The organism is Mycolicibacterium sp. MU0053, assembly GCF_963378095.1.
GTDB lineage: Bacteria > Actinomycetota > Actinomycetes > Mycobacteriales > Mycobacteriaceae > Mycobacterium > Mycobacterium burgundiense.
On sequence record NZ_OY726397.1, the window covers coordinates 4,930,338 to 4,955,685 of the forward strand.

Annotated in this window: 23 protein-coding genes; 6 read left to right on the plus strand and 17 right to left on the minus strand. The window is 66.8% G+C overall.

All coding sequences use genetic code 11. The features are described from left to right. Window positions 1-21: 21 nt before the first annotated feature. The 8 genes from RCP80_RS23430 to RCP80_RS23465 form a co-directional block, all read right to left on the minus strand. Window positions 22-1,527 carry a SulP family inorganic anion transporter gene (locus RCP80_RS23430; RefSeq protein WP_308479955.1) on the minus strand — a complete coding sequence of 502 codons (1,506 nt, stop codon included), beginning with the start codon at window positions 1,525-1,527 and terminating at the stop codon, window positions 22-24. Between the two features lie 265 nt (window positions 1,528-1,792). Then, window positions 1,793-2,269: an Rv2253/PknI dimerization domain-containing protein gene (locus RCP80_RS23435; protein ID WP_308479956.1), complete on the minus strand. Its 477-nt coding sequence runs from the start codon at window positions 2,267-2,269 to the stop codon at window positions 1,793-1,795. Then, the gene (locus RCP80_RS23440; protein WP_308479957.1) at window positions 2,266-3,789 is read right to left on the minus strand and encodes an MCE family protein; all 1,524 of its coding nucleotides are present in this window, start codon (window positions 3,787-3,789) and stop codon (window positions 2,266-2,268) included. The genes RCP80_RS23435 and RCP80_RS23440 overlap by 4 nt, the downstream gene beginning before the upstream one ends. Beyond that, a complete protein-coding gene (locus tag RCP80_RS23445) occupies window positions 3,789-4,964 on the minus strand; it encodes an MCE family protein (RefSeq protein ID WP_308479958.1) in 1,176 nt (391 codons plus the stop codon). The genes RCP80_RS23440 and RCP80_RS23445 overlap by 1 nt, the downstream gene beginning before the upstream one ends. Continuing rightward, the gene (locus tag RCP80_RS23450) at window positions 4,961-6,307 is read right to left on the minus strand and encodes an MCE family protein (RefSeq protein ID WP_308479959.1); all 1,347 of its coding nucleotides are present in this window, start codon (window positions 6,305-6,307) and stop codon (window positions 4,961-4,963) included. The genes RCP80_RS23445 and RCP80_RS23450 overlap by 4 nt, the downstream gene beginning before the upstream one ends. Continuing rightward, window positions 6,307-7,389, minus strand: a complete 1,083-nt coding sequence (locus RCP80_RS23455) for an MCE family protein (protein WP_308482999.1) — start codon at window positions 7,387-7,389, stop codon at window positions 6,307-6,309. Before RCP80_RS23455 ends, RCP80_RS23450 begins: the two co-directional genes overlap by 1 nt. Then, entirely contained in the window at window positions 7,386-8,414 is a 1,029-nt protein-coding gene (locus tag RCP80_RS23460) for an MCE family protein (protein ID WP_308479960.1), read from the minus strand. Before RCP80_RS23460 ends, RCP80_RS23455 begins: the two co-directional genes overlap by 4 nt. Then, on the minus strand, window positions 8,411-9,646 hold the full coding sequence (locus RCP80_RS23465) for an MCE family protein (protein ID WP_308479961.1): 1,236 nt from the start codon (window positions 9,644-9,646) through the stop codon (window positions 8,411-8,413). The genes RCP80_RS23460 and RCP80_RS23465 overlap by 4 nt, the downstream gene beginning before the upstream one ends. A gap of 604 nt (window positions 9,647-10,250) precedes the next feature. Between RCP80_RS23465 and RCP80_RS23470 the strand changes: the two genes are divergently transcribed. The 3 genes from RCP80_RS23470 to RCP80_RS23480 all read left to right on the plus strand — a co-directional run bounded on the left by RCP80_RS23470 (window position 10,251) and on the right by RCP80_RS23480 (window position 13,938). Continuing rightward, a complete protein-coding gene (locus RCP80_RS23470; protein ID WP_373693402.1) occupies window positions 10,251-11,564 on the plus strand; it encodes a TetR/AcrR family transcriptional regulator in 1,314 nt (437 codons plus the stop codon). A 204-nt stretch (window positions 11,565-11,768) separates the two neighbouring features. Next, window positions 11,769-13,037: a cytochrome P450 gene (locus tag RCP80_RS23475; protein WP_308479962.1), complete on the plus strand. Its 1,269-nt coding sequence runs from the start codon at window positions 11,769-11,771 to the stop codon at window positions 13,035-13,037. A gap of 22 nt (window positions 13,038-13,059) precedes the next feature. Further along, window positions 13,060-13,938 (plus strand): mycofactocin-coupled SDR family oxidoreductase, encoded by an 879-nt coding sequence (locus RCP80_RS23480; RefSeq protein WP_308479963.1) that lies wholly within the window; start codon window positions 13,060-13,062, stop codon window positions 13,936-13,938. 5 nt (window positions 13,939-13,943) lie between these two features. Here the strand turns inward: RCP80_RS23480 and RCP80_RS23485 are convergent, their stop codons facing one another. Continuing rightward, window positions 13,944-14,609, minus strand: a complete 666-nt coding sequence (locus tag RCP80_RS23485; RefSeq protein WP_308479964.1) for a TetR/AcrR family transcriptional regulator — start codon at window positions 14,607-14,609, stop codon at window positions 13,944-13,946. Window positions 14,610-14,844: 235 nt separating this feature from the next. Between RCP80_RS23485 and RCP80_RS23490 the strand changes: the two genes are divergently transcribed. Further along, entirely contained in the window at window positions 14,845-15,630 is a 786-nt protein-coding gene (locus RCP80_RS23490; protein ID WP_308479965.1) for a spirocyclase AveC family protein, read from the plus strand. 135 nt (window positions 15,631-15,765) lie between these two features. Continuing rightward, entirely contained in the window at window positions 15,766-16,884 is a 1,119-nt protein-coding gene (locus tag RCP80_RS23495) for a cytochrome P450 (RefSeq protein WP_373693555.1), read from the plus strand. A gap of 60 nt (window positions 16,885-16,944) precedes the next feature. On the opposite strand, the gene RCP80_RS23500 is transcribed toward RCP80_RS23495, so the two are convergent. Both RCP80_RS23500 and RCP80_RS23505 read right to left on the minus strand, forming a co-directional pair. Continuing rightward, complete coding sequence (locus RCP80_RS23500; protein ID WP_308479967.1) at window positions 16,945-18,018, minus strand: NAD(P)H-dependent amine dehydrogenase family protein; 1,074 nt, start codon at window positions 18,016-18,018, stop codon at window positions 16,945-16,947. Window positions 18,019-18,043: 25 nt separating this feature from the next. Then, entirely contained in the window at window positions 18,044-19,021 is a 978-nt protein-coding gene (locus tag RCP80_RS23505) for an LLM class flavin-dependent oxidoreductase (RefSeq protein WP_308479968.1), read from the minus strand. Between the two features lie 179 nt (window positions 19,022-19,200). Here RCP80_RS23505 and RCP80_RS23510 point away from each other — a divergent pair, with 179 nt between their 5' ends. Then, window positions 19,201-20,508 carry an acyltransferase family protein gene (locus tag RCP80_RS23510; RefSeq protein WP_308479969.1) on the plus strand — a complete coding sequence of 436 codons (1,308 nt, stop codon included), beginning with the start codon at window positions 19,201-19,203 and terminating at the stop codon, window positions 20,506-20,508. Between the two features lie 77 nt (window positions 20,509-20,585). On the opposite strand, the gene modA is transcribed toward RCP80_RS23510, so the two are convergent. The 6 genes from modA to RCP80_RS23540 form a co-directional block, all read right to left on the minus strand. Continuing rightward, window positions 20,586-21,347 (minus strand): molybdate ABC transporter substrate-binding protein, encoded by a 762-nt coding sequence (gene modA / locus RCP80_RS23515; RefSeq protein ID WP_308479970.1) that lies wholly within the window; start codon window positions 21,345-21,347, stop codon window positions 20,586-20,588. Window positions 21,348-21,400: 53 nt separating this feature from the next. After that, window positions 21,401-22,051: a hypothetical protein gene (locus RCP80_RS23520; RefSeq protein WP_308479971.1), complete on the minus strand. Its 651-nt coding sequence runs from the start codon at window positions 22,049-22,051 to the stop codon at window positions 21,401-21,403. A 77-nt stretch (window positions 22,052-22,128) separates the two neighbouring features. After that, window positions 22,129-23,049 carry a vWA domain-containing protein gene (locus tag RCP80_RS23525; RefSeq protein ID WP_308479972.1) on the minus strand — a complete coding sequence of 307 codons (921 nt, stop codon included), beginning with the start codon at window positions 23,047-23,049 and terminating at the stop codon, window positions 22,129-22,131. After that, on the minus strand, window positions 23,046-24,017 hold the full coding sequence (locus RCP80_RS23530) for a hypothetical protein (RefSeq protein ID WP_308479973.1): 972 nt from the start codon (window positions 24,015-24,017) through the stop codon (window positions 23,046-23,048). Before RCP80_RS23530 ends, RCP80_RS23525 begins: the two co-directional genes overlap by 4 nt. After that, entirely contained in the window at window positions 24,008-24,481 is a 474-nt protein-coding gene (locus RCP80_RS23535) for a hypothetical protein (protein WP_308479974.1), read from the minus strand. Before RCP80_RS23535 ends, RCP80_RS23530 begins: the two co-directional genes overlap by 10 nt. Next, window positions 24,471-25,343 carry a DUF58 domain-containing protein gene (locus tag RCP80_RS23540; RefSeq protein ID WP_308479975.1) on the minus strand — a complete coding sequence of 291 codons (873 nt, stop codon included), beginning with the start codon at window positions 25,341-25,343 and terminating at the stop codon, window positions 24,471-24,473. The genes RCP80_RS23535 and RCP80_RS23540 overlap by 11 nt, the downstream gene beginning before the upstream one ends. Window positions 25,344-25,348 lie beyond the last annotated feature (5 nt).

A 25,348-nucleotide genomic window follows, 5' to 3' on the forward strand; every position in this document is an offset into this window, starting at 1 on the left:
ATGGACCCCTCGGTGTGCCGATCAACTTGACCCGGTGAGTCGTCCGCTGAGCCGTGCGTGTCGCTGGGCGCTGTTGTCGTTCATCCCGATAATGCTGACGGTCTTCCCTTTGGCCGCGTACTTGGTGGTGATCGCGTCCAGGGTCGCCACCGACGAGGCATCCCAGATATCGGCTTGACTCACATCGATGATGATGTTGTCGGGGTCGCCGGCGTAGTCGAACTGATAGACGAGGTCGTTGCTGGAGGCGAAGAACAACTCCCCCCGCACCGCGTACACGCGGGTGTGCTCGTCCGGGTGGGCGATGTCGACGACCTCGGTGAGGTGAGCGACGCGACGGGCGAACAGCACCATGGCGGTCAGGATGCCCACTCCGACTCCGTAGGCGAGGTTACCGGTGGCCACCGTGACCCCGACGGTCGACAGCATGACGACGGTTTCGCTCTTGGGCATGCGCCGCAACGTCTTCGGGTGGACGCTGTGCCAGTCCAGCGTGGCGACCGACACCATGATCATGACCGCGACCAGCGCCGCCATCGGGATCAGCGCCACGATGTCGCCGAGGCCGACCACCAACCCGAGCAGGAATACCCCGGCCAGGAAGGTGGAGATCCGGGTACGGGCACCGCAGGCCTTGACGTTGACCATGGTCTGCCCGATCATCGCGCAGCCGCCCATGCCGCCGAAGAAACCGGTGACGACATTGGCGACACCTTGACCGAGCGCCTCCCGGGACTTGTCGGAATGGGTGTCGGTGATGTCGTCGACGAGCTTGGCGGTCATCAGCGATTCCAACAATCCGACCACGGCCATCGTCAGCGCGTAGGGGGCGATCACCCCGAAAGTCTGCAGCGTGAACGGCACATCGGGGATCAGTAGCGCGGGCAGGCTCGACGGCAGTTCGCCTTCGTCGCCCACATTCGGCACCGACCATCCCAGTCCGATGGTCGCGACGGTGAGCACCACGATGGCGATCAGCGGGGCGGGGATCGCGGTGGTCAGCTTCGGCAGCGCCACCATGACGACGATCGCCACCGCGACCATCGGGTAGACCAGCCACGGCACGCCGAGCAGATGCGGGAGCTGAGAGAGGAAGATCAGGATCGCGAGGGCATTGACGAACCCGACCATTACGCTGCGCGGCACGAACCTCATCAGCTTGGCGACCCCCAGCCCGCCCAGGACCAGCTGCAGCACTCCGGCCAGGATCACCGTGGCGGTCAGATAATTCAGCCCATGGCTGTGCACCAGCGGTGCCACCACCAGCGCGACGGCCCCGGTGGCCGCCGAGATCATCGCCGGCCGACCGCCGACGATCGAGATGGTGACGGCCATCGTGAACGACGCGAACAGACCGACCCGAGGATCCACCCCGGCGATGATCGAAAACGAGATCGCCTCCGGGATCAGGGCCAGTGCCACCACCAGGCCGGCCAGGACCTCGGAGCGCAGCCGACGCGGTGAACGCAACGTAGCCAACACCGACTGCTGCTCGCGCGGTGTGATGGCCTCGGGCAGTTGTTTCACCACAGCTCCGTTCCGGCACCGCACCGCACGCCGGCGTGGCGAATGTCAAAGATCCATCGGGACGCGCGACGTTGCGCGAAAGTCGTTGCCAGAACGGTGAATCAATGACCTGAACGGGAATCTCTGCGTTGGGTCAGGTCACCCGTGCGTCGGCGACGACCGAACCCTACCCCTACGGGAGGGTTGGGCTCCAATCCCGATGCCCGGGTGTGGGCAAGCCCACGTCCGGCGGGCCGTAGGTGATCACGCGATGCGGCCGCGGCGCTCATGCCCGAGGTGTCAGTGTGAACGGCATCTCGATGGTGAGCCACCGATTGACACCGCATGCGCCGCTGGGCCCGACGGTCTTGTCCCAGCCGATAAGCACCGCCGGGTTGGCCCGGTCGGGCCAGAACGAAAACCCTTGTTTGCCGGGAGCGGTCGACCCGTCCGGACACCTGATCCAGTCGGGCAGCGTTTGCGCTACCCACCATTGGCCGCTGCGATAGCTCAGATCGGCGCTCCAGCCGTGGTCGCTGACGACCCGCCCGGTGCAGTCCAGATAGTTCTGACAGGTCGAGCTGACGGTCCAGGTGCTGATCAACGACGGCCGGTCCTCGTAGCGTTCATTGGTCTTGGCCCATTCGCCATCCGATACCGCGGTGTATACCCCGTTGATGGCCACGTCGTCGGCGTGTGCGAGCGGTGCACAGACACCCGCCAGCAGCATTCCGACAGTTACCGACATGACCACGGCCCTCATGTCGTCTCCTGCCGGAGCACCAGATCCCGCCAGTCTCGCGGGCCGGCGACCAGGTCGGCCTGCCGATAGCTGTGCCCATCGGTGCCCAGGTAGCGTCCCGTTCGCGGGTCATACTCGGCGACGGCCACGGCCGGTCCAGACTCCGCGGTGGTTTCCGCCGCGCTCGGCGCCACCGTTCCGGCCGGGTGCCCCGGGGGAACCGGCGCCGGCGGAGGCAGCGGCGTCCCCTCGATCGGACCGAAGATCTGCGCATCGCCGCCGGCTCGGTCGTCGAGCGGCACGCCTTGGCCAACCAGACTGGGGTCGAACGGTGCGGGTCCCGTCGCATGTGGCCGCATGGCCAACGGCATGAATTCCTGATCGCTCTCACAGATCTCGACCGTTGGGGCCCGTTTGCCCGGCCTGGTCATGCACGGCAGATTCCGGGCTCCGCGGACGGCGATCGGTGAATCCTGAGGCAACTTGCAGTACAACCCGTCCGGGGTGTCGACCGTCGTGGTTTCGGCCGGCGAGCGCCACTGCGACGCCGGAAGAAAGCCGACCGTGCACCCCGGCGGGTCGTCGACCGATATGCGGAAGTCGCCCAACGGTATTCCGGTCGCATTGTTCTTCGGCATGGAGGACTGGTAGTAACTCGTCACCGGCGGCAGCAGCAGCAACAACTGCTCCAGGCCGGGGCGGTAGGTCACGCCGACCTGACCGAGACTCACAAGATTGGCGAGCAGGATCGGCAGCGTCGGCCTGACCTGGTCCAACAGTAATGAAACCTCTTGCGCCAGAGTAGGTCCCGTCTGCAAAACCGTGCGGATCTGAGGGTCGTTCTCGGCGAGTTGTCCCATGACCCCGGCTAGGCTCTTCGCCCAGCTTCGGGTGGACTGCTGGGCCTGCACCTGGCCGTCGAGCAGCGGCGCGCCGTCCTCCACGAGGACTCGCAGCTCGGATCCAACCGAGCGACCGTCCCGGGACAGTGTTGCTGCGGAGTCCAGTAGGGAGCCCAGATCGGGGCCGGCGCCGCCCAGACCCTGATAGGTCTCGTCGAGCAGTGCGGAGATGCTGTCCTTCGGGAGACTACCCACCAGCTCACTCACCTGATCCAGCATCGGCCCTATCGGTTGCGGAATCCTGGTGTTGCGCACTGGGATCACCGAGCCGTTCCGCAGATAGGGTCCGGCACCGTTCGCCGGTAGCAGTTCGACATATTGTTCACCGACCGCCGAGACGCTGCGGACCTCGGCGATCAGTTGCTCGGGGATCTTCGGGCTGGCAGCCAACGACAACTTCGCTCGGACCCCGTCCCGGTTGACGTCGACCGCGGTGACCTTGCCGACCTCCACGCCCCGGTAGGTGACGTTGCCGAACCGGTACAGACCGCCGGCGGCGGGAAGTTCGAGGGTCACCGTGATTCTGCCCAGCCCCAGCAGGGTCGGCACCTGGATGTACTGGAACAGCATCGTCGCGACACCGATCACCGACGCAATCGTGAAGATGATCAGTTGCACGCGCACGAATCGGGTGAGCATCAGCCGGTTCCCGGGGGGAGGCCGGTCGGCGGCGGATCGACTGCCGGTGGCGGTGGGCCGTTGGGAGACTCCGCGATCGGAGCGGTCACCGGATTCCCGCCGTAGAACGCGTTGTAGCCGGGATCTCCTGGTGCCGGCACCAAGGGCAGATCGGAGTTCCCCCACCGCGTACCGGCAGCCAGTCCCTTCTTCAGGCGGTGCTGAGTCAGGTCGATGGTGACAAAGAGGTTCATGTAGTCGCCACGGATCCCCCGGTCGATGAGGTTTTGGCCCAGCGGATAGACCGGGGCGAAGGCGATCGCATCGTCGATGTCGGGGCCCACATCGGCCAGCGCTGCGACGGTCGGAACGAGGTTACGCAGGTTGCGGACCAGATCGGCCCCGGCATCGTCGATCAATCCGCGGGCGGTGTCGGCGAAGATGCGCAATTTATCCAGGGCCGTGGTGAATCGGGTGCGTTCCCGATTGAGCACCGCCAGCGCCGGCGGGATCCGTTCCAGTGCCGCGCTGACAATGTCCCGCTGGGAAGCCAAGGTCGCGGCGAGCCGGTTCATCGCTGCGATGGAAGCGATGACGTTGTCGCGTTGCTGATCGAAGACGCCGACGAAGCGGTCGAGGCGGGCCAGCAGGTTCCGGGCCTGGCTCTGACTTCCGGACAGCGCGGCGCCGAAGTTGTGCACGATGTCGCCGATTTGCCCCAAACCGCCGGCGTTCACCACCGTCGACAGCGACGCCAAGGTCTGTTCGGTGGACGGGTACGCCCGCGACCGGTCGGGCGCGATGGTGGCGCCGGGTTCGAGCCGACCGCCCACCGGTTCCCCCAACGGGGCGTCGAGGGCGACGTGCATGGATCCCAGCAGGCTGGTCTGGCCGACGGTGGCCACCGCGTTGCCCGGGACGGCGACGTCGGATCGAACCGAGATCTCGACGTGGGCCTGCCAATGGTTCAGGCGCATCGAACGGACACTGCCCACCACTACGTCGTCGATCAGCACCGGCGAGTTCGGTTCCAGCGTGCCGACGTTCGCGAGTAGAACGTGGTAGACGACGCCGTCGGCGCCGCGTCCGACGACGCCGGGCAGCGGCAGCGAGTTGATCCCCTGAAACGCACACCCCGGCAGCAGTGCACAGCACCCGACGGCGAACGCGCGGCGCAGCAGTCGTGTGGTCCTCATGACGGCGGGCTCCCCGCATCGGGTTGTAGGCCGTGCTGCTCGGCCGGTAAGGGCCGGACCGGTCCGGTCGGCAGGAGAACCTCCGGAAGCTGCGCAGGCGGGCCCCATCCGGGTGGTGGCGGCACATCCCCGATTCCGGTGTAGGCCGAGACAGCCGGCGGTGGTTCGGGGGCCGCCGGCGGCGGGTCGGCGGCCAGGTGGGGTTCGGAGTAGATGAGGTCTTCGGGCCGCGGTTGCGCGGTCAACACCGGGTTGAACGGGAAGGGCAGGTAATTGAGGCTCGAGCTCCGCAATGCCGGACCGAGGGTCTGTGCGCACAGGCTTGTCGTCGTCGGGGCCGTGATGTTCTCCAGGGCGCCGATCTGTCCGCAGATGAACTTGACCGGGTCGGCGAGGTTGCTCAAGGTGAACACCCCGCCGGCGGCTCCGGTGCGCGGGTCGAACATGTTGTAGGCGTTGGCGTATGCCGTGGGCGCCACGTGCAACACCTCCTCGAGGTCCCTGCGGTGATCGACCAGCGTCTGCGTCACGTTGGACAGGCGCTGCACCTGTTCGACCGTCTGGTCCCGGGTGCCGCGGACGAAGCGGGTGACCTCCCCGATCACCTCGGAAATATTGCGCAGCGCCAGGTCCAGATCGGACCTGCTGCCCTCCAGGACGCTCGACAGCGTGGCCAGCCGACCCTGAAATTGGACGATCTGATCATTGCTGCTGCGCAATGTGGTGATGAAGTTCTGCAGGTTCCTGACGATGTCGACGAGGTTCCCGCTGCCTTCGGCAAGAATCCGGCCGGCACCGGAGAGTTGCTCGAGTGTCTCGCGGAGCTTGGTGCCGTTGCCCGCCATCGCACCGGCCGCGCTGTCCACCATGCGCGACACCGTGGTCTCCGCTGCCGCGGCGGTCGGACCCAGCGCGGTCGCCAGGCGCATCACCTGATCCTTGACCTCATCCCACTCCACGGGCACCGCCGTCCGGTCCGCGGTGATGAGGGCCCCGTCGGCCATGGTCGGGCCGGTGTCGATATAGGCGGGGGCCAGTTGGACGTAGCGGGCCGCCACCAGGTTCGGCGCGACAATCACAGCCCTCGCCTCAGCCGGGATGGGAATTCCGTGCGCGACCTGCAACGTGACGGTGACGTGGGCACCGTCGGGCCGGATGGCGGTGATGGTGCCTACCTTCACCCCGGCCACCCGGACATCATCGCCGGGGTAGACCCCGGTCGCCGCGGTAAATTGGGCGGTGATCGTCGTCGGCCGGAATACATTGGCACGCAACAGCACTGCGCACCCGGTCAGCAACAGGATCACCAGCGCCGCGGCCAGAGCGGTTCGAGCCCTCGTCATCACCGCGGCTCCTCCGGAATCCCGTTGTACGGGAAGGGGAATTCCGAACGTGGACCGACATTGTCGGGCGGTTGCCCGGCATTGACGCCGCGGCGGAATCCGAAGGCGTAATCGAGGAACGGCTGCAGCAGGGGCGGCAGATCGAGGTTCGGGATGAATGCGGTGTAGAACGGACCGCTGGCCACGGTCTCGCCCAGCGTCACCTGGAACTTGGCCAGCCCGGGCAGGGCCTTGGCAATGTTGTCCCGGCTGTTCTCCAACATCGCGGTCACCGCGTTCAGCTTCTCCAGCGTGGGAGCCAACTCCCGTTCGTTCTCGGCCACCAGTCCGGAAAGTTCTCGAGCCACTGCCGATGTGCCGTTGATGAGGCGGACGATCTCATGTCGGCGTTGAACCAGCACGTCCAGCAAGTCGTTGGCGTTGAGCAGCAGTGTGTTCACCTGCTGACTGCGTTCCGACAGGATCCCGGTCACCTCGCCGGTACTGGCGAGCAATTCGCTCACGGTGTCGTTGCGCCGGTTGACCGACTGGGACAGCCGGGACAGCCCGTCGAAGGTCGGCCCCAGCTGTGGAGCGATCCGGTCGATGGTCGCCGCCAGGGTATCCAGCGCCTGGTTCAACGTTTCGGTATTGGTTCCTGCCACATTGGTGGTCAACTCGCCGACGGCCTCGGTCAGCGAATAGGGCGACGAGGTCCGGGTGACGGGGATGACCTCGAGCGGTTTCATCGTGGTCGCGCCGTCCGACTCGAGGATGAGCATCCGCTCGCCGAGCAGCGTCCCGGTCCGGATGTGCGCGGTGGTCTTCGATCCCAATGACACCCTGCTGTCGACGGTGAAGGTGACCTGCGCGTGTCCGCGCTGCAGTGAAATACCGGATACCGTACCGACTTTGACACCGGCGATCTTCACCTCGTTGCCGGTCCCCAGGCCGCCCGCCTCGGCGAAGGCGGCGTGGTACTGGATCGCGGAGGCCCAGCTGACAATGCGTTGGGGCGCCAGCCCGATGGCGACGACGAGCAGCATAAGCACCGCTCCGATGAACCCGGTATGAATCAGGCGCGGTCCGCGGTACCGGTTCATGAGGGCTCCGCGCATCGACCGGCTTCTTGTTTGAAGACCGGGAACTGGGCGGTGCGGTTCTGCAGATCCGAGATACGGATGGCGATCGAGCAGATGTAGTAGTTGACGAAGCTTCCATAGGAACCGATCCGGACCAGCTTGCGGTAGTTCTCCGGGGCTTTCTGCAACGCCGTTTCGATGCGGTCCTTCTTGGCATCGAGTGCGGGCGCCAGCCGGTGGAGCTGGTCGATGGTGGCGGCCAGCGGTGGCCGGGCTTCGCTGAGCAGGTCCACCAGGGAACTGGTGCCGCTGCTGAGCGCATCGATGGCCGCACCGATGGGTTCACGTTCGGCGGCAAGGCCGCTGATCAACTGCTCGATCTCGTCGACCAGGTCGGAGAATTGGGCGCCGTCGGAGGCCACGGTGGTCATCGCCACGTTGAGGTTGTCGATGAGTTGCTCGAGGATATGGCCGTTGTCGGCCAGGGCCGTGGTGAAGCGCGAGGTGCGCGCGAACAGCGATTCCACGGTCCCCTCCTGGCCCTGCAGGACCTGGACGAGTGCTGAGGTCAGCGCGTTGACATCGGCGGGGTTCAAGCCCTGGATCACCGGTTTGAGGCCGCCGAGCAGCGAGTCCAGATCCAGCGCCGGCGCGGTGCGCTCGACGGGAATCCGGCCGCCGGCAGGCAGGATCGCGGTGGGGCCCGGTCCGTCCACGAGTTCCAGGTAACGGTCACCCACCAGGTTGAGGTAGCGCACCACGGCCCTGGTCCCGGTGGTCAGGACCGCCGCGCGATCGGCGTCGAACTCCACCACGGCGTTCTTCTCGGCAGTCAACGCGACACCGCTGACCCGACCGACCCGTATCCCCGAGATCCGCACGGAGTCACCCTTTTTCAGGCTCGACACATCCGTGAAGACGGCGCTGTAGCGGTGCGTGTCACCGCCGCGGTACTCGCTGAAGATCACCACCATCAACGCCGTCAGCAGCACCATGACCACGGCAAAGGCCCCGAACTTCCACGCGGTCCGGTTCGTGCGGCTCACCCTGGTTGTCCGATCTGCGCCGTGTTACGCGGCGGGCCGTCCAGCGGACCGAACAACGCCTGCTTGAGGCCGTCGTAGTTGAGCAGGATCCCCTTGTTGTCGTATTTCCACGGGTTGGCCCCGGTATCGGCGACGACGTAGGGGGCCCGGGTATCGAACGGGACCACGGGCATGTGCGTGCACTGCGGTCCGCCCTTGGCGGCCACCTTGGGCAGGTTCGAGGGGTAGCGCCACCGCTCCTGCCCCCAGAGGAAGCCAGCCAGGACCTCCACTCCGGGTGGCTTGAGCGGCGTGGCCTGCGCCATGGTCACCACACCCCCGAGTCCGCAGGTCAGCGCCGGTCCGTACTGATTGGTCAGATCGGTGACCGGTGCCAGCAGATGCAATGTCTCGGTCAACGGGGTGCGGTTGGCAGCCAGCACATCGGTGCCGATGTCGGCCAACCCGATGACGCTCACCAGCAGGGCATCGAGGTTGTGCTGCTCGTCGACGATCGACCGGCCGATCTGGCCGGCATTGGCTGCCGTGGTCATCAGGTCGGGGGCGGCGTCGGCATAGGTATCCAGCACGGGCGGCAACACCGCGACGTCATGGGCCAGCGTCGGCAGGCTCGGCTCGAGTTCGGCCAACAGAGCGTCGAAGTCGGCAATCGTAGCGCCCAGTTGCGCTCCGCGGCCGTTGACCCCGGAGGCCAACGCGCCCAGCGTTTGATTCAACTTCTCCGGTTCGACGGCCGACAGTACGGCGGACAGCCTCTCGAAGACCGTGTTGACCTCCACCGTGACCCGCTCGGCCTGCACGACCGCCCCGGGCCGCATCGGCGCCGCGGCCGGTTCCGTCGGCGGGAGAAACTGGATGAACTTCGCGCCGAACACCGTCGGCGACGTGATGTCCACCCGAGCGTTGGACGGAATCACGTCCAACCGGTTCGGCACCATCGCAAGGTGGATCGCCGTGGTGCCGTTGTCGAGTTGTTCGATCGAGTCGACCCGTCCCACCTGCACGCCGAGCATCTTCACCTTGGCGTCGGGATTCATCACGAGCCCACTGCGGGCTGCGAGCACGGTGACCGGCACACTGGCTTCGAAAGAGCCGCGAAAAAAGGCTGCCGACAGGGCCACCAGCCCGACCATTCCGGCCACGGTGAGTACGCCGAGGATGGGGCGAATCAGGTGATCTCGCGTTCCCGGCCGGTTCGGCTGGAACCCACTGGGCCGACCTATCCGCTGCATCGTGAGCTCCCCCCGGTCGCCGTCACCCTGTGAAAGGTGCGGCGCTGTCGCGGTATCCGGCGGGCCTCTCCCGGCCTCTGTCGGCCGGCGGCCGTGAGCATTTCGCGGATCTGGACGTGGGCTACCTCCGTCGGTGGTGGACCCGATCGGGCCCGGCGACTTCCCGAAAGCTGAGCGTGGGTGAGGTTACGACAGAAACAGATGTTAGGTCAATAGCGGCTCATAGTCCCGGTCCGCGGGACCCGCTCGGCGATACCCCGAGCCGACACCACCCGTCCGAAGCTGACAGCGGTTATTTACGTTGATGTCGGGATAATCGGCTTACTTCTGGGCCGGCGACCGCGGAGTCCAGACCCTTCGCGCCAACGGTGACGGGGCGGGCCAACCGAAACAAACCTTAGGGAATTTGTAACTTTGGGTGGCCGGCGGTAGACACGCTGCACTCCCGCTCCGATTGGGTCATCGGGATCATCGCGACACGCGCCGACCATCTGATAGCGTTTGCCGTTACCGCGGGCTTCGCCACACCGGTGCCCGAGAGTTCGACGCGACGATGGTGTTTGACCGCTCGGCGCGATGTGAGTTCGGCGGCCTTGGAGGTGTGATGTCGCTCCACCAGTCCTCCGGCGCTAGCGGGTCCAACAAAAAGCGCCCCCGTGCGCGACCGACCGACACGGCCCCCCGGGACAGTTCGCGACGTGCCGAAATTCTGACGACCGCCGAGTCCTTGATCGCCACAACAGGTTTGCGAACCTCCCTTCAGGAGATCGCCAACGCCGCAGGAATACTGACCGGAAGCCTCTATCACCACTTTGCCTCCAAAGAGGATTTGCTGATCGAATTGGTCCGCCGCTACCACGCGGATATCGCACAAGTGGGGACCGCCGCACTGCGCAGACTGGACGCCGCCGACTCGGCCAGCGTCGAGGACAGGGTCATCGAATTGGCTTCGGAGATCGCCCGATGCGCGGTCCGCAACAGAGCCGCGCTCCAGATGTCCTTCTTTGAGGCACCCACGGAGAGTCCCGAGTTGATGGCGTTGCTGCGTCAGCGCCCGGTCGCCATCCAGGACGCCATGGTGCAGACGCTGCGGGCCGGGCGGTGGAGTGGGTACCTGCGCTCCGACGTCGATCTCGTCCCGCTCGCCGACCGCATCTGCCAATCCCTGCTACACGTGGGCCTCGACGTCATCCGTCGCGATGCGTCGACCGAAGACGTTGCCACGGTGCTCTGCCAGCTTCTACTGCATGGTGTTGCGGCGCAGCCCGTTGACAATGACCGACTGGATCGGTCCGCTGCCCGTGCTGCGGCAGATCAGTTCGTCCGCCAATGGGAATCCACCGACAGCACCGGTGGAAAGTTCGAGCACATTCAGCGTTCGGCACGCACGGTGTTCGGCCGCAAAGGCTTTGAACTCACCACCATCAGAGACATTGCCGCCGAGGCCGGACTCAACGCCGCTACCGTCTATCGGGTGATCGGCTCCATGGATCAATTGCTGGCATCGATAATGCAGGCGTTCGGCGAGAAGGTCAGTGCCGCGATCGTCGCCGCCCTCAGTTCGGAGTCCAGCGCCGTTGAGAAGCTCGATGCGCTGACGTGGATCCATATCAACGCGGTCCTACGCTTCCCCGACGAGTGGAAGATCCAACTCGCCTGGATGCGCCACTCGGCTCCCGACAGCCGCAACCCCGCCCATGCCTTTGACGAACGGATGCAGGATTTGTCGGATCTGCTTTCCGCCGGCCTGCGCCAGGGCGAATTGCGCGTCGTCGCCCCCTCCCTACTCGGCCTCCTGACCCGGTGCGTCATCGACGTCCTGTGGCTACCGGAGAACCTCATTCAGGACCTCGGTCCCGAGACTGCGTTGGCCATGGCGCGCGACGACGTGATCCGGGGCATCGTCAACCGCGGCTGATCGTCCTCGCCGCGGCGGGGCCCTCGGCACAGTGAAACAGATGTCTGGTGCACATCGGCGCAACGATGGGCCGCGTTAGGTCATCTTTGGACGGAGCTACCCTGCCATTGACCGCCTGACGAGATTGACGCTAGTCTGGCCCAGAACAAAGGTTAGGTTTCCGCGGCCCTGAATCGTGCATCCCAACTGGAGCGGGAGAGTCTTGTGACCGACTTCGAAACAGTGGACTTCTTCACCGACGAATCGCTGGTTGCGGACCCCTATCCGTACTTCGACCACCTGCGGTCAAAGTGCCCGGTGACCCCCGCGACCCCGTTCGATGTCCTGGCCGTCACCGGGTACGAAGAAGCACTGGCGATCTACAAGGACCCGGCCTTCTCCTCGTGTGTGGCAGTGGCGGGCCCATTCTCAGGCCTACCGTTCGGGCCCGGCGACTCCGACGACGTGTCGGAGTTGATCGCTCAACACCGCAGTCAGGTGCCGCTGGCCGAACACATCACCACCGAGGACCCGCCGGTGCACACCCGCACCCGCGCCCTGCTCAACCGACTGATCACCCCCAAACGTCTGAGCGAGAACGAAGAGTTCATGTGGCGGTTGGCCGACCAGCAACTCGACACGTTCCTCGAACGCGGCGCGTGCGAGTTCCTGGCCGACTACGCCAAACCGTTCTCGCTGTTGGTGATCGCCGACCTGTTGGGTGTGCCCGCGGAAGACCACGAGGAGTTCAAAGCGGCGTTCGCGCTCTCGCAGGTCGGCGAACTCGGCCAGGAAGCGCCTACCGACCACAATCCGCTGAGCTGGCTGAACGAAAAATTCTACGGCTACATCGAGGATCGGCGGCGCGCCCCGCGGGAGGACGTACTGACCGAGCTTGCCCAGGCAAAACACGAGGACGGGTCGACGCCGGACATCGAACTGGTCATGAATCTGTCGACATTCTTGTTCGCGGCCGGCACCGAAACCACCACGAAGCTGGTGAGTTCCGCGGTGCGATTCATGGGCGAGAACCCGGGCGCGGAGGCCGACCTACGTGCCGACCGCGGCAGGATCCCGGCGTTTCTGGAGGAAACGCTGCGGTTGGAGAGTCCGGTCAAGGCGCACTTCCGGATGGCGAGCACCACGACCAAGGTGGGCGACGTGGAGGTCCCGGCCGGCACCACCGTTATGGTGCTGCCCGGCGCCTGCAATCGCGATGGTCAAAAATTCGTTGACCCAAACACATTCCGACCCGACCGCAAAAACGTGCGCGAGCAAATCGCGTTCATTCGCGGGGTGCACTCCTGCCCGGGGGCGCCGCTGGCACGTGCCGAAGGCCGGGTTTCGCTCAATCAAATCCTCGATCGGATGTCCGACATCACGATTTCCGAGGAACACCACGGACCGGCCAACGACCGCCGCTACGTCTACGAGCCGACCTTCATCATGCGCGGACTCAGCGCACTCCACATCAACTTCAAACCACTCGACTGAGCTAACGGAAAAGGACCCCCAGATGACCGGAAAGCTCGATGGCAAGGTCGCCTTCATCACCGGCGCCGCGCGAGGACAGGGCCGGGCTCACGCGATTGCGATGGCCAAGGAGGGTGCCGACATCATCGCCGTCGACATCTGTCGCGACATCCCGTCCAACCCCTATCCTCTGGCCACCCCGGATGACCTCGCCGAAACCGAAAGAGCGGTCAAGGAACTCGGGCGTCGTGTGGTGTCCAGGGTCGCCGACGTCCGCGAGCGCCACGAACTCCGAGACGCGGTCGAGGCGGGAGTGGCGGACTTCGGCAAGATCGACGTCGTGGTGGCCAACGCCGGGATCCTGCCGATGGCCATGGGCAATCCCGATCCGATGGGCTTCGTCGATGCCTCCGACGTCGATCTGGTCGGCGTGATGAACACGGTCGCGGTTGCGATTCCGCATCTGCCAGACGGCGCCTCGGTCATCGTCACCGGTTCCACCGCGGGCATGATCCGCGGCACCACGACGAGCCCGGACATGGGACCCGGTGGGGCTGGGTACGGCTGGAGCAAACGGGTGGTGATCGAGTACGTCGAGGAGATGAGTCTTCACCTGGCGCCCCGCATGATTCGCGTGAATGCCATCCATCCCACCAACTGCAACACCCACCTGTTGCAGAACGACGGGATGTACGGCGTGTTCCGGCCGGATCTCGTCGCAGAGGGAAAGAAACCGACCCGCGAGGAGGCCGAGCCGCTGTTCTCGATCTTCCAGGCGATGCCGATCCCCTATATCGAACCCGAGGACATGGCCCACCTCGGTGTGTTTCTGGCCAGCGACGACAGCCGCTACATCACCGGGCAGCAGATCCGGGTGGACGCCGGATCGCTACTCAAGTGGCCCAACGGCCCCGGCGGATAAGCCGTTCAGTCCTGCCGGTGCAGGAATCCGTGCAGGATCGCCTGGACGAGTTCGTCAACGATCGCGTCGCGCGACGGCGGGCTGTCCCCGAAGAAGGTCGACCGCATCGCCACCATGCCGACGATCATGGCCACCGTGGAGTGCGCGGGCAGATCGGGCTGACCCGAACGCATCCCGCGCAGACTCATGCCCTCGGCGCTGATCTGCCCGAGCGCCGCGAGGGCCCTCCTGATGTCGGCGATACCGGCGTCGTTGATCTCGTCTGCGCTGAGTCCCTCGGAGGCGACGAGGGTGAGCAGCAGCCCGCGGTGTTCGACCAGCAGGTCATAGAGCTGACCGACGAACTGCCGGGACAGCTCCTCCTCGTCGGTCTCCTCGGGTACGACGGCCTGCCAGGTCAAACGGAACCCGTCGACGAAAGTGGTGAACGGCAGAACCAGCGCTTCGCGGAAAAGTCCTGCCTTGGAACCGAAGTGGCGGAACAGCAGGTACTCGCTGACCTCCGCGGCTTCAGCCACCTCGCGGGTGGTGGTACGGCGGTAGTCCTGGCGGGCGAACAGCTCGCGGGCCGCGTCGAGCAGCAATCGGCGCGCCTCCCCACGAGGTCGCCGCCCGGCAGGCGCCGACTTGCCGACGCCGGGCGGCGTCTTGCTTGAACGTCCCTGAGGCACGGTGTATCACTCCTTCGACCGCGCTGAGCGGTTGAACTTTCCACGATAGGCCCACCCTTGACCTGCCGCTGATAATAGTGTGCACTATTACTAATAGAAGACCCCTTCCATAGGAGGCGCATGTGGGCGCAATCATCATGTTGGGCACCTTGTTTGGACTGATCGTGCTCATTGCCGGGTTAGTGCTCTATTTCGACCCGGAAGCCCGGGCCACCGTGAGCACAGAGGGTGACCAGTGAACGTCAGTGCCGACTTCCTGATCACCGCCGGCGTCACCTTCGCCTATGTCGGCGGGTTGGCGTTCCTACTCATCGGCAGCTATCTGAGCTACCGGCGCGGTCGACTGCATCCGCTGCTACTGCTGTCCATTTCGGCAATCTCGTTCTCCTGGATCGAGGCGCCCTACGACTGGGCGGTGTATGCCCAGTTCCCGCCCGCGCTGCCCCGGATGCCGTCGTGGTGGCCGCTGGACATGACCTGGGGCGGCCTGCCCTCGGCGGTGCCGGTCGGCTACATCGCGTACTTCGTGCTGCCCGCGGTCATCGGCGCGGCGCTGGGCAGGTGGGTGGCTCGCAAGTTCCAATGGCGTCGACCGCAGACCCTGCTGGTCGTGGGATTTGCCGTCGGCTTCTTCTGGGCCTTCGTCTTCAACGCGTTGATCGGCGCGCGGTTGGGCCTGTTCTACTACGGCTATGTGATCCCCGGTCTCGGGCTGTGGGAGGGGACCAAGAACCAGTACCCGATCTACGACTCGATCGCCATGGGCGTGCAGATGATGACCTTCACCTATCTCCTCGGCCGGACCGACGCCGGGGGTCGCAACGTCCTCGACATGCTCGCCGACAAGTTCTCGAAGACGCGCCTGCAATCGGCGCTGATCTCGGTGGTCGCGGTCATCCTCGTCGGGCATGCGGTCTACGCCTCGGTCTTCATGCCGCACTTGGTGACGAAGCTCAACGGATGGGTGACGTCCGGCCCCACCGAGCAGCTCTTCCCCGGCGTACCCAACCAACCCCAGTGACGCCTTGCATCAACGCGCACGCGCGCACCAGAATTGGAAGATGGAACCGCAGTGACGATTGATCCGGTGACCGACGTCTATTACGACCCGTTCGATTTCGAGATCGATGACAATCCGTACCCGGTGTGGAAGCGCATGCGGGCCGAGGCGCCGTTGTACTACAACGAGAAGTACAACTTCTATGCCCTGAGTCGTTACGACGATGTGGCGCGGGCGCTTCCGGATTGGCAGACGTATCGTTCCGGGCGGGGCACCACCGCCGACATCTTGTTCAGTGGCATCGAGGTGCCCCCCGGAATTCTGTTGTTCGAGGATCCGCCGCTGCACGATCTGCATCGTCGACTGTTGTCGCGGGTCTTCACGCCAAGACGGATGCTCGCGGTGGAGGATCTGGTCCGGGGCTTCTGCGCGCGCGCCCTGGATCCGCTGCGCCACGCCGACGGTTTCGACTTCGTCGTGGATCTCGGTGCGATCATGCCGATGCGGACCATCGGTTACCTCCTCGGCATCCCCGAGGAGGGCCAAGAACAGATCCGGGCCCGCACCGACAAGAACATAACCGTCGGCGAAGACGTCGGCGACGTCAGCGCAACGGTCTTCGCCGAGTCACTCGCACTGTTCGCCGATTACATCGAGTGGCGCGCCACCCACCCGTCCGACGATCTCATGACCGAGTTGCTCAACGCCGAGGTCGAGGAACCGGACGGCACCCGGCGTCAGCTCGAACGCAACGAGGTGCTGGCCTACACCGCGATGATCGCCGGCGCCGGCGGTGAAACGACGGCCCGGTTGATCGGGTTCATGGGCGAACAGCTGGGCAAGCACCCCGATCAGCGGCGCGAACTCGTCGCCGACCCGTCCCTGATCCCGTCGGCCGTGGAGGAAACGCTGCGCTACGATCCGCCGTCACCGGTGCAGGCGCGCTATGTCGCCAACGATCTTGAGCTCTACGGGCAGGTCATCACCGAGGGTTCGTACATGTTGCTGCTCAACGGATCCGCCAACCGCGACGAGTCCAGGTTCACCGATCCCGACCGCTACGACATTCACCGCAAGGGTGGACATCTCAGCTTCGGACAGGGCATACACTTTTGTCTCGGCGCGGCACTGGCACGACTGGAGGCACGCGTTGCCTTCGAAGAGGTACTCAAGCGGTGGCCGGATTGGGAGGTCGACTACGACAACGCGCGCATGGCGCACACGTCGAGTGTGCGGGGTTGGGCACAACTGCCGGTCACGGCGCCCGGACCATGACGATGTCGGCCGCCCGCGTGAGATAGGTCCAGCGACCGCGGTTGGCCGCCCGCCCGCACCTCAGCCGAACGCGTGGCGCGGCAACGTATTCGGCATGTCCAACGAACTCAGCAATCCGGCCTTCGCGTCCACGACATACGGTATGGCGTTCACCACGCGCATGGCCGTCGCGGCCATCGCCCCGCGGCCCGCGCCATGGCCTTCGGCGTCGCCCAGGGTCATCTCGCAGTGGATATCGGGCTCTCCCTCGATATCTACCCGGTAGGTCGCATCGGCTTCCGAGGCGGGCCAGTCCGGGGCCACATCGCGGGACATCCGGATGATGTGCTCGACGACGATGCGCTCCTCGCCCTTCACGACGCCCGCCGCGTGGGTGCGCACCGCGCCGCAGGTGCCGGCCGGGATCGTGCCGAACGCCACCTCGATGTCGCGGTCGGTGACGGCGCGGTCCAGCTTGCCGACAACGTCGTCAAGCTGCACGCCGAGTCCGTCGGCCACCAGCGCAATCGTTGCCCGCCACGCGATTTCGATGAATCCGGGCGTCTTGAGCATCGGTTCGAACTCCAGCGGGCGGCCAAACCCCATGCCGTTCATCATGACGTCGGCGACCGGGTAATGGTCGTTGAGCGCGACCTCGGTGACCGTGATCTTGCGGATGGAGTTCGATTGCGTCGACATCAACAACGCAAGCTGATCGGAGCCGAAACCGGGGAAGACGCCCGACACGTAGAACGAGGCGTTGCCGGCCTTCGCCGCGGCGTCCAATTGTCCGAGCCACTCCGGCGAGTAGTACGACGGCGGATACACCAGCGCGGTGGACGACGTCGAGACCACGTTGATCCCGGCCTCCAACAGCCGCACGTAGTCGGGCACGGCGGCAGCGTCGCGCTCCGGCCCACTGGCGGTGTACACCACGCACTCCGGCCTAAGCGCGATGAGGGCCGCCGCATCGTCGGTGGCCTTGATTCCCAGCGCCTCGCCGCCGGCGAGTTCTCCCGCGTCGCGGCCCACCTTGTCCGGGGAGTGCACCCACACGCCGATCAGTTCGAGGTCGGGCCGGTGCCGGATGGCATCGATGGCGACCGCCCCCACACCGCCCGTCGCCCAGACCACGGTGCGCAGTGGTGATGTCATCCGCACTCCTAATCCCTGTTGTGATTCAAGGTCTTTCGTGCTGCAAGTGGCTCACCTCGACTACCCGTTCCAGGTAGGGCCAGGCGATCTCCGGCGGCATGCCACCGCAGAGCGGAAGCAGCGGCAGCGGCTGTCCGGACTGCATGTACTCGGTCGCCTGCCGTTTGGTCAGGATCCGGTACGGCCCGGGCGGGTCACGCAACTGCGCCACGGTGCCCGCCCGCGAGATGCTCGCCACGGTGTCGTCGCCGCGCCGATAACCGGCGGCCGCGATCGCGTCATGCAGCAGATAGTCGCCGATCTCCTGCCACGCCCTGTCTACGTCGTCGGCGACAAAGACCGCAGTCGGCGCATCCGGCGCCGGCCACTGGACCGGTCCCGGCTCCAGTCCCGCTGACCGGCAGCAGGATTCGTAGTACTTCTTGAGACCCTCGTCGGGGGTCTGCGAGATGAACCCCAGGCCGTGCCGGGCGGCGCGCCGCGCCGCCGCCCGACTGCCGCCGGCTATCAACACCTTTGGACCGCCCGGGGTGACACATCGCGGAGTCACCCGAATGCTGCGTCCGCCGGACTTGACGGTTTCGCCGCGCAGCAGGCCCAGCAGCAACGGCAACTGTTCATCGGCCGCGGCGCCCCGGCGATGGTAGTCGAGTCCGAACATGTCGTACTCCGCGGCACGGTGGCCGAGACCCAATGCGTAGGAGATCCGGCCGGTGCTGAGGATGTCGAGGACGGCGATCTCTTCGGCGAGTCGGACAGTGTCCCACAGTGGCAGGGGGACGGCGGCGAGCAGAATCCCCAACTGCCGGGTCCGTGCGGCGATGGCAGCCGCCAGGATCAGTGGCGCCGGCAGGTGCCCGTCCTCGGCGCCATGGTGCTCGGACAAGACGGTCAGTACCGCACCGCGCGTTTCCGCCCATGAACACATCTCCACGGCGGCCGCGTACAGGTCGGAGACATCGGCGCCGCCCGGCGCCCGCATGTCAAAGCGGAGGATGAGCATCCGCAGCAATATAACCTAATTTTTGTTTCACAGACCGCGGTTGGGCGACAACTCTGCGTCCAGATTTTGAATTCCATCCCATAATCCGGTGTCTCCTGCCGCAGTCACCAACCCCGGGTAGCGTGCGGCGGTATCCGCCGCCGGGCCGCCGCCGGGCGCAACATCGCGACGAGGAGCGCATGAACGAGACAGCCCCGCCGACGCCGTCCCGCGAACTCGCCTTGGATCTCTACCGCAGCGCAGCCGTCGCCCTGGTGGTCATCGGCCATTGGCTGCTGTCGGTCATGACTTACCGCGACGGCACGTTCGGCCGCGACAACCCACTGGTGCTGATGCCCTGGACGCAATGGCTGACCTGGCTCTTTCAGGTGGTGCCGGTGTTCTTCGCGGTGGCGGGATACGCGAGCGCGGTGTCGTGGGCCCGCTTCGAGGCCGACGGCACCGTGACCCGTCAGCAGTGGCTGCGTCGACGCGTGGGCCGGGTTCTCGGTCCGACGGCGGCCTATGTGCTGCTGGTGCTGGTCATCATGGCCGCCCTGTTGCTGGCGGGCGTCGACGGCGCGGTACTCGATCTCGGTGGCTGGGCCGTCGCGATGCACCTCTGGTTCCTCGCGGTGTACCTGATGGTGGTGGCCTTGACGCCGCTGGCGGTGGCCGCACACCGGCGTTGGGGACTGGCCGTCCCGGCCGCGCTGGCCGTCGGCGTCGTCGTGGTGGATGCGGTCGGGATCGCCACCGATCAAGCCGGGCTGCGGATGGTCAACTACCTGCTGTGCTGGGCCGCCATCTACCAACTCGGAATCGCCTGGCATGCGGGCGTTTTACGCAGACCGCAGCTGCTCTCGATGGCCGGGGTGGCCGCGGTGGCCTTGCCGATCCTGGTGACGTGGGGCCCGTACCCCGTCGCGATGATCGGCGTGCCCGGGGTCCGCGTGGAGAACAGCGCACCCCCGTCGGTCGCGCTGCTGGCCCTGGCCGCGGTACAGATCGGGGTGCTGCTGGCGGTCACCGGACCCGTCAACCGGTTCCTCGCGCGCGGCCGGTGGCCCGGAATCATCGGGGTCGCCAACAACAACGTGATGGCGTTGTACCTCTGGCACATGCTCCCGGTCGTGGTCGTGACGTTGGTCGGCTATCCCACCGGCCTGCTGCCGCAGCCGGCCACCGGGTCGGGCGCGTGGTGGCTGGCCCGGTTGGAGTGGGAGTTGGTGCTCGCCGTCGTCACCGTGGGGCTGCTGGTCCTGTTGTGGTGGTGGCGCGCCGTGTTCGCCGCGCCCGTGCCGACATTCGGCCTCCCGATCCCGGGTCCGGTCGGCGACGTCGCACTCTATGCCGGTACCGCGGCCGCGGCGCTGGCGCTCGCGCTCCTGGCCGCCGGCGGGTTCGCGCCCGACGGACGTTTTCCCGTCACCACGGCGACGCTGTTCGTCGGCGGGCTGGTGTTGGTCGCGGCGCGACCGCGGAGCCGGGTCAAACGGCCGGCCTGATGCCGAGATCAACGAAATGCCGGACGCCACTCGCACTTTGCGGCCCAAAGGTGAGTTTGGGCGCAAGAGAAGGGGGGCTAGGTGGTGGGGGCCGGGGCAAACCCGTGGTCGGCCAGCACCCGCTGTCCCGGCGCGCCGGTGACGTAATCGACGAAGCGCTGGGCCAGTTCCGGCTTCGCGGCCCCCGCGAGCGGCGCGATCGGGTAGGTGGTGGGCGCCGCGGCGGCCGCCGGGAACGGCACCTCGGTGACCCGATCACCGGCGCCCAGGGCATCGGTGACATAGACGATTCCGGCGTCGGCCTGGCCGCTGGTGACCTTGTTCAGCACATCGGCGACCGAGGATTCCTCGCTGACCGGATCGAGTTCGACGCCCACGGCGGCTGTGGCGGTGGCGGTGGCGGCGCCACACGGAACGACCGGTGCGCAGGTCACGACCGTCAGGCCGGGACCGGACAGATCCCGAAAGGTGCTCACGCTCTTCGGATTACCGGCGGCGACGACGATCGTCAGGGTGTTGGCGGCGAAGTCGACCGGGGCGCCCCCGACCAATCCGGCGTCGACCACCTTCGCCATGTTGCGCGCGTCGGCCGAGGCGAACACATCCGCGGGCGCACCCTCCACCAGTTGAGTGGCCAACGTCGAGGAACCGGCGAAGGAGAATTCGACCATCGCGCCCGGATGGGCGGTCTCGAACTGCGCACCGATCTCGCTGAACGCGGCGTGCAGCGACGCCGCGGCAAACACCGTGAGGACGTCATCGGAGCCCCGCGGCGCCGCACCGCACCCGGTCAACGCCACCACCACCGCTCCGATGGCGGCCCAACCCCGCGTCCGCATCCAGCGAGCCTAACCGCGCATCGCTGCGCGGCGATCGGGAGCTTGCCGGCTCGTCACCGCGCCGCGGCACCGTCGCGCAGGATCTGCTCCAGCCGCTCCAGCGGATCGCCGGTCTCCGGGTACAGCCGCCGCACGTTGTCGTCGTCTTCATCGGCGCCGCCGGCAACCGCCGGCGGCGGCGCGGTCGGCGCGGTCGGCCGGACCGGCGGCGGGGGCGGCGCCACCTGAACCGCCCTGATCTTGGCCTGCAATCGCGGCAACGTGTCGTCGCGCACGGCGCGCCGCTGCAGGTCCGGGTCGGCATTCCCGGCGAAACAGCCCGGCGGTGCCTGCTCGACGACGTCCAACGCACGCAGGTACCGCGCCAACGCCGACGCGCCCTCGAAGACGGCCGCCGCACGGTCACCCGAGGTCTCTCGCACGAGTACGAGGTTGACCCGGGCGGCGCAGGACCGCTCGCCGGAGCTGTGCGTCAGCGCGTCGGAGAACGCCCGGTCGGCGTCATCGAGCCGATCGTGCAGCGCCGCCTGCGCGCCCGCCGCGAAATGCGCCTGGCCGGGCTCTATCACGTCGAGCAGCCGCATGACCGCGACGTCGGAACCCAGTGCGGCGGGGTCGCGGGCCTCGAAGCTCGAAACCGCGGAGTTGCCCGCGAGCACGACCGAGACGCATTTGAGCACCGCCACGACCACAACGAGAGCCACCGGGGCCGACCACACCAACAGGCGACGTCGCAGCCGCAGCCGGTCCGTTTCTCGGGGCGATCCTTCCGCGACGCGTCTCATGGTGCACCGGACTTTCGGAGGTGGGTGCGCAGCGTCAGCAACACCAGATAGAGCTCGATCAAGAGCAGGATCGCCGCGGCGGCGGCGGGAATCCAATACAGCTCGGTGCGCTCCGAGGCACGCACCATCGGGCCGGAGTCGTCGTCGACGCCGTCGGGGGGCAGCACCTCCTCGAGCGGAGCGGCCGCCGAACGGGCCTGGTAGGCCACGCCGATCTGGTCGGCGACCGCACGCAGCACGGGTTCTGCGGCGGCGTCGCCGTAGCCGAGCACCGCGCCGCCGTCCACGGTCGTCCCCGAAAGCACAAACTCACGTTGCGGTACTTCGGATTCGGGCGCGCCGGCGCCCAGATAGAACACCAGGTTGTCGGCGCGCGGGTACTGCTGGCCGGCACTGATGAGCTGATAGCGCAGCATCGTGCCGGCCGCACCGGCATTGGTACGGGCGATGTTCTCGGGTGTGGCCGGTTGGGGACGCACGGTATCGAGGACCGGCCGCAGGCTCCAGGTGTCCGCAGACAGCGGCCAGAGCCGCGCCGGCTGGGCGGCGAATTCGAGCACCGCAAAACGCGCGTCCGGATACCGGTCGATCAGCGCGTCGATATCGGCTCGGGCAACCGCCATTCGGGAGCGGTCCGCACCCATCGGTGCCGCCATGCTCGGGGAGTTGTCCAGCACCACAAAGATATTCGGTGCGCCGTCGCCCGCCGGCACGGGAGCTTCGGTCCCGCCGAGAGCGGGCCGCAGCGCCGCGAGAAACAACAGCACCCCGGCCGCGGTCACGCCACCCCAACGCCACCACGCCGGCCCGGAGCGCGACGGACCCGAACTCCGTCGCAGCACCAGCACTCGAGCACCGAGGAAGACGGCGAACAGCACGGTGAGCGCCACCGGCGGCAGCACGGGATGCACACTCATCGGCGCACCGCCACCGGCCACACCGCCAGCGCCGTCAATGCCAACAGCGCCATCACCAGCGGGACATCGGGGGTCTCGACGTTGGCCGCCGCGGTCGCCGCCTCGGTATCCCCCGGCACCGGCGGATGTGCTCTGATTTCGGTCAGTTGCGGCGCCACCTCCGCGGCCACGGCATCCGACCGCCCACCGGTATCCCGGGCCAGCGCATCCAGCCCCGGATCTGCCGGGCCCGTATTGAGCACGTTGATCTGCACGCCAGCGGCCGTGGCCAGGTCCCGCACCTGATCAGCACTGAACAACGCCGGCGTTCCCGGAGATGCACCGGGGCCGCCCGGCCCGACGTAGATCAACGAGCGCCGCTGGCGGCTCGGCTCCTCGAACGAGGGGAACCCGGTCAGACACAGCGCCAGCACATCCTCGACCGTCGGTGCGTAATCGGCGTAGGCCACCGGCGCGACCAACGCGGCGAGCTCAGCGTCATCGGCGGCGCGCGCATAGTTGGTGAACTGCGCCGCCGCGTACTCGTAGTCCCGGGTCAGGGGAAGTGCCCGACGGTTGGCGGAACTGAGTCCGATGCGTTCGGTGCCGAAGGTGGGGATCTGCTCGGCGAAGTAGCTCAGGGTCTGGCCGACCGCCGGGGCGTCCACGGGTCCGTTGGCGCAGACCATGATGTCCTCCGGATGGCCCGTGGCGGCCTGTCCCGCCAGCGCCGGCAAGCCGGCCGGGCGGGCCGTCACCAGCACGGCAGCCGCGAAGGCCACCGTCACCAGGAAGATCGCGACAATCGCGGCCAGCATCCGGCGGCGCAGCGCCCGGACGTATTCGGGCAGCCGAGTCAAGCGGCCGACGTTCGCCAGGAGCCGCAGCTTGCGGCTCTCGGCGGCGTCCGGACGCAACAGCGCCGCAGCGATGCACCCCGCCAGCAGACTCATGCCGAGGATGACCACGCCCCACCAGGTCAGGTCCATGTCCGGATCAGCTCCTCGGTGGACTCGCCGACGATCACCAGGTCGACCGTGGATTCGGCGTTGAACTGCGCGTCGATCAGGTCGGCCAGAATCGGGGCCGCGGGCGCGAGTTCGCTCTCGGCGATGGCGCTGAGTTGCAGGTGGTGCGCGCGGACCCCGGTCAGCTGGCCCAGGAAGGTGCGCAGCTCGCGGCTGATCGCGGCGCCGGCGGCGACAGTGTCCGAATCGCCGGCGCGGTAACTGGTAACGATGCGGCGCACCGACCCGGCGGACCGGCGCTTGAGCCATTCGTTTCGCGCGGTTCCGACCACTGGGATCTCGGCCAGCTTGCCGGGGGCCATGGTGAGGACGAAAACCAGTACGTACCAACCGATCAGCCCCACCGCCAGGACCACGGCCAGCCAGAGCCACCGAACCGAGTAGGGCGTCGGGCCGATCAGATATTGCAGCAGTTCATCGGGCACGGGTGAGCACCCCGGTCACGGATGTCAGCGCAGCGCGCACGTCACGGCTACCGGTGAGCGTGGCATGCGCGACACCGTGGGAGGTCAAGAACTCCGTCAACGCACGGCGGCGCGCGGCCTCGGCGGCCCGGTAGGCCTCGACCACCTCTGCTCCCAAGCTCGCACCGCTGTCCACGAAGCGACCGGTGCTCACGTCGTAGCCCGCGCGGTCGTCGTCGGCCGAGCCGATCGCCGGCATGTCCGCGATCATCGTCCAGATCACGTCATGCCCGGCGGTGAGCGGCCGCAGTACCTCCGACAGCCGCTGGTCGGCGTCGGGCTCATCGGAGACCGCCACCACCAGCAGCGGGTGTCGGTAGTGCCGCGCGACCCAGTTCAGTTGTGTCACAACGTCGCTGCGCGCCGGGCTGGTCAGGGTGTGGTCGTTGAAGCGGTGCAACATGCTTTCGATGTGCGCGTCGCCGCGGCGCAGCCGGATGTCCACACACCCCCGGGCGTCGCCGAACACCATGCCGATCTCGTCGGAACGCTGCAGCGTGATCAGACCCATCGCGCCGATCACGGTGGTGGCCACATCGCGCTTCGGCTCGCCCGACGGCGCCCACGCCATGGTGTTCCGTCCGGCGTCGGCGACGACGATGATCTTGTGGTGCTTCTCGGTGACGAACCGCTTGATCAGCGTGTGACCCGAACGCGCCGTGGCCTTCCAGTCGATGTCGCGAACGTCGTCACCGGGCACATAGGGGCGCAACTCGTCGAATTCCATGCTGCGGGTGTGGATCAGCGCGTAGCGCCCGCCCTCCAGGAATCCGCCGGTGTCGCGGCCGAAATGCATTCGGGCCCGGTCGAGGTAGCTTCCCATGACGG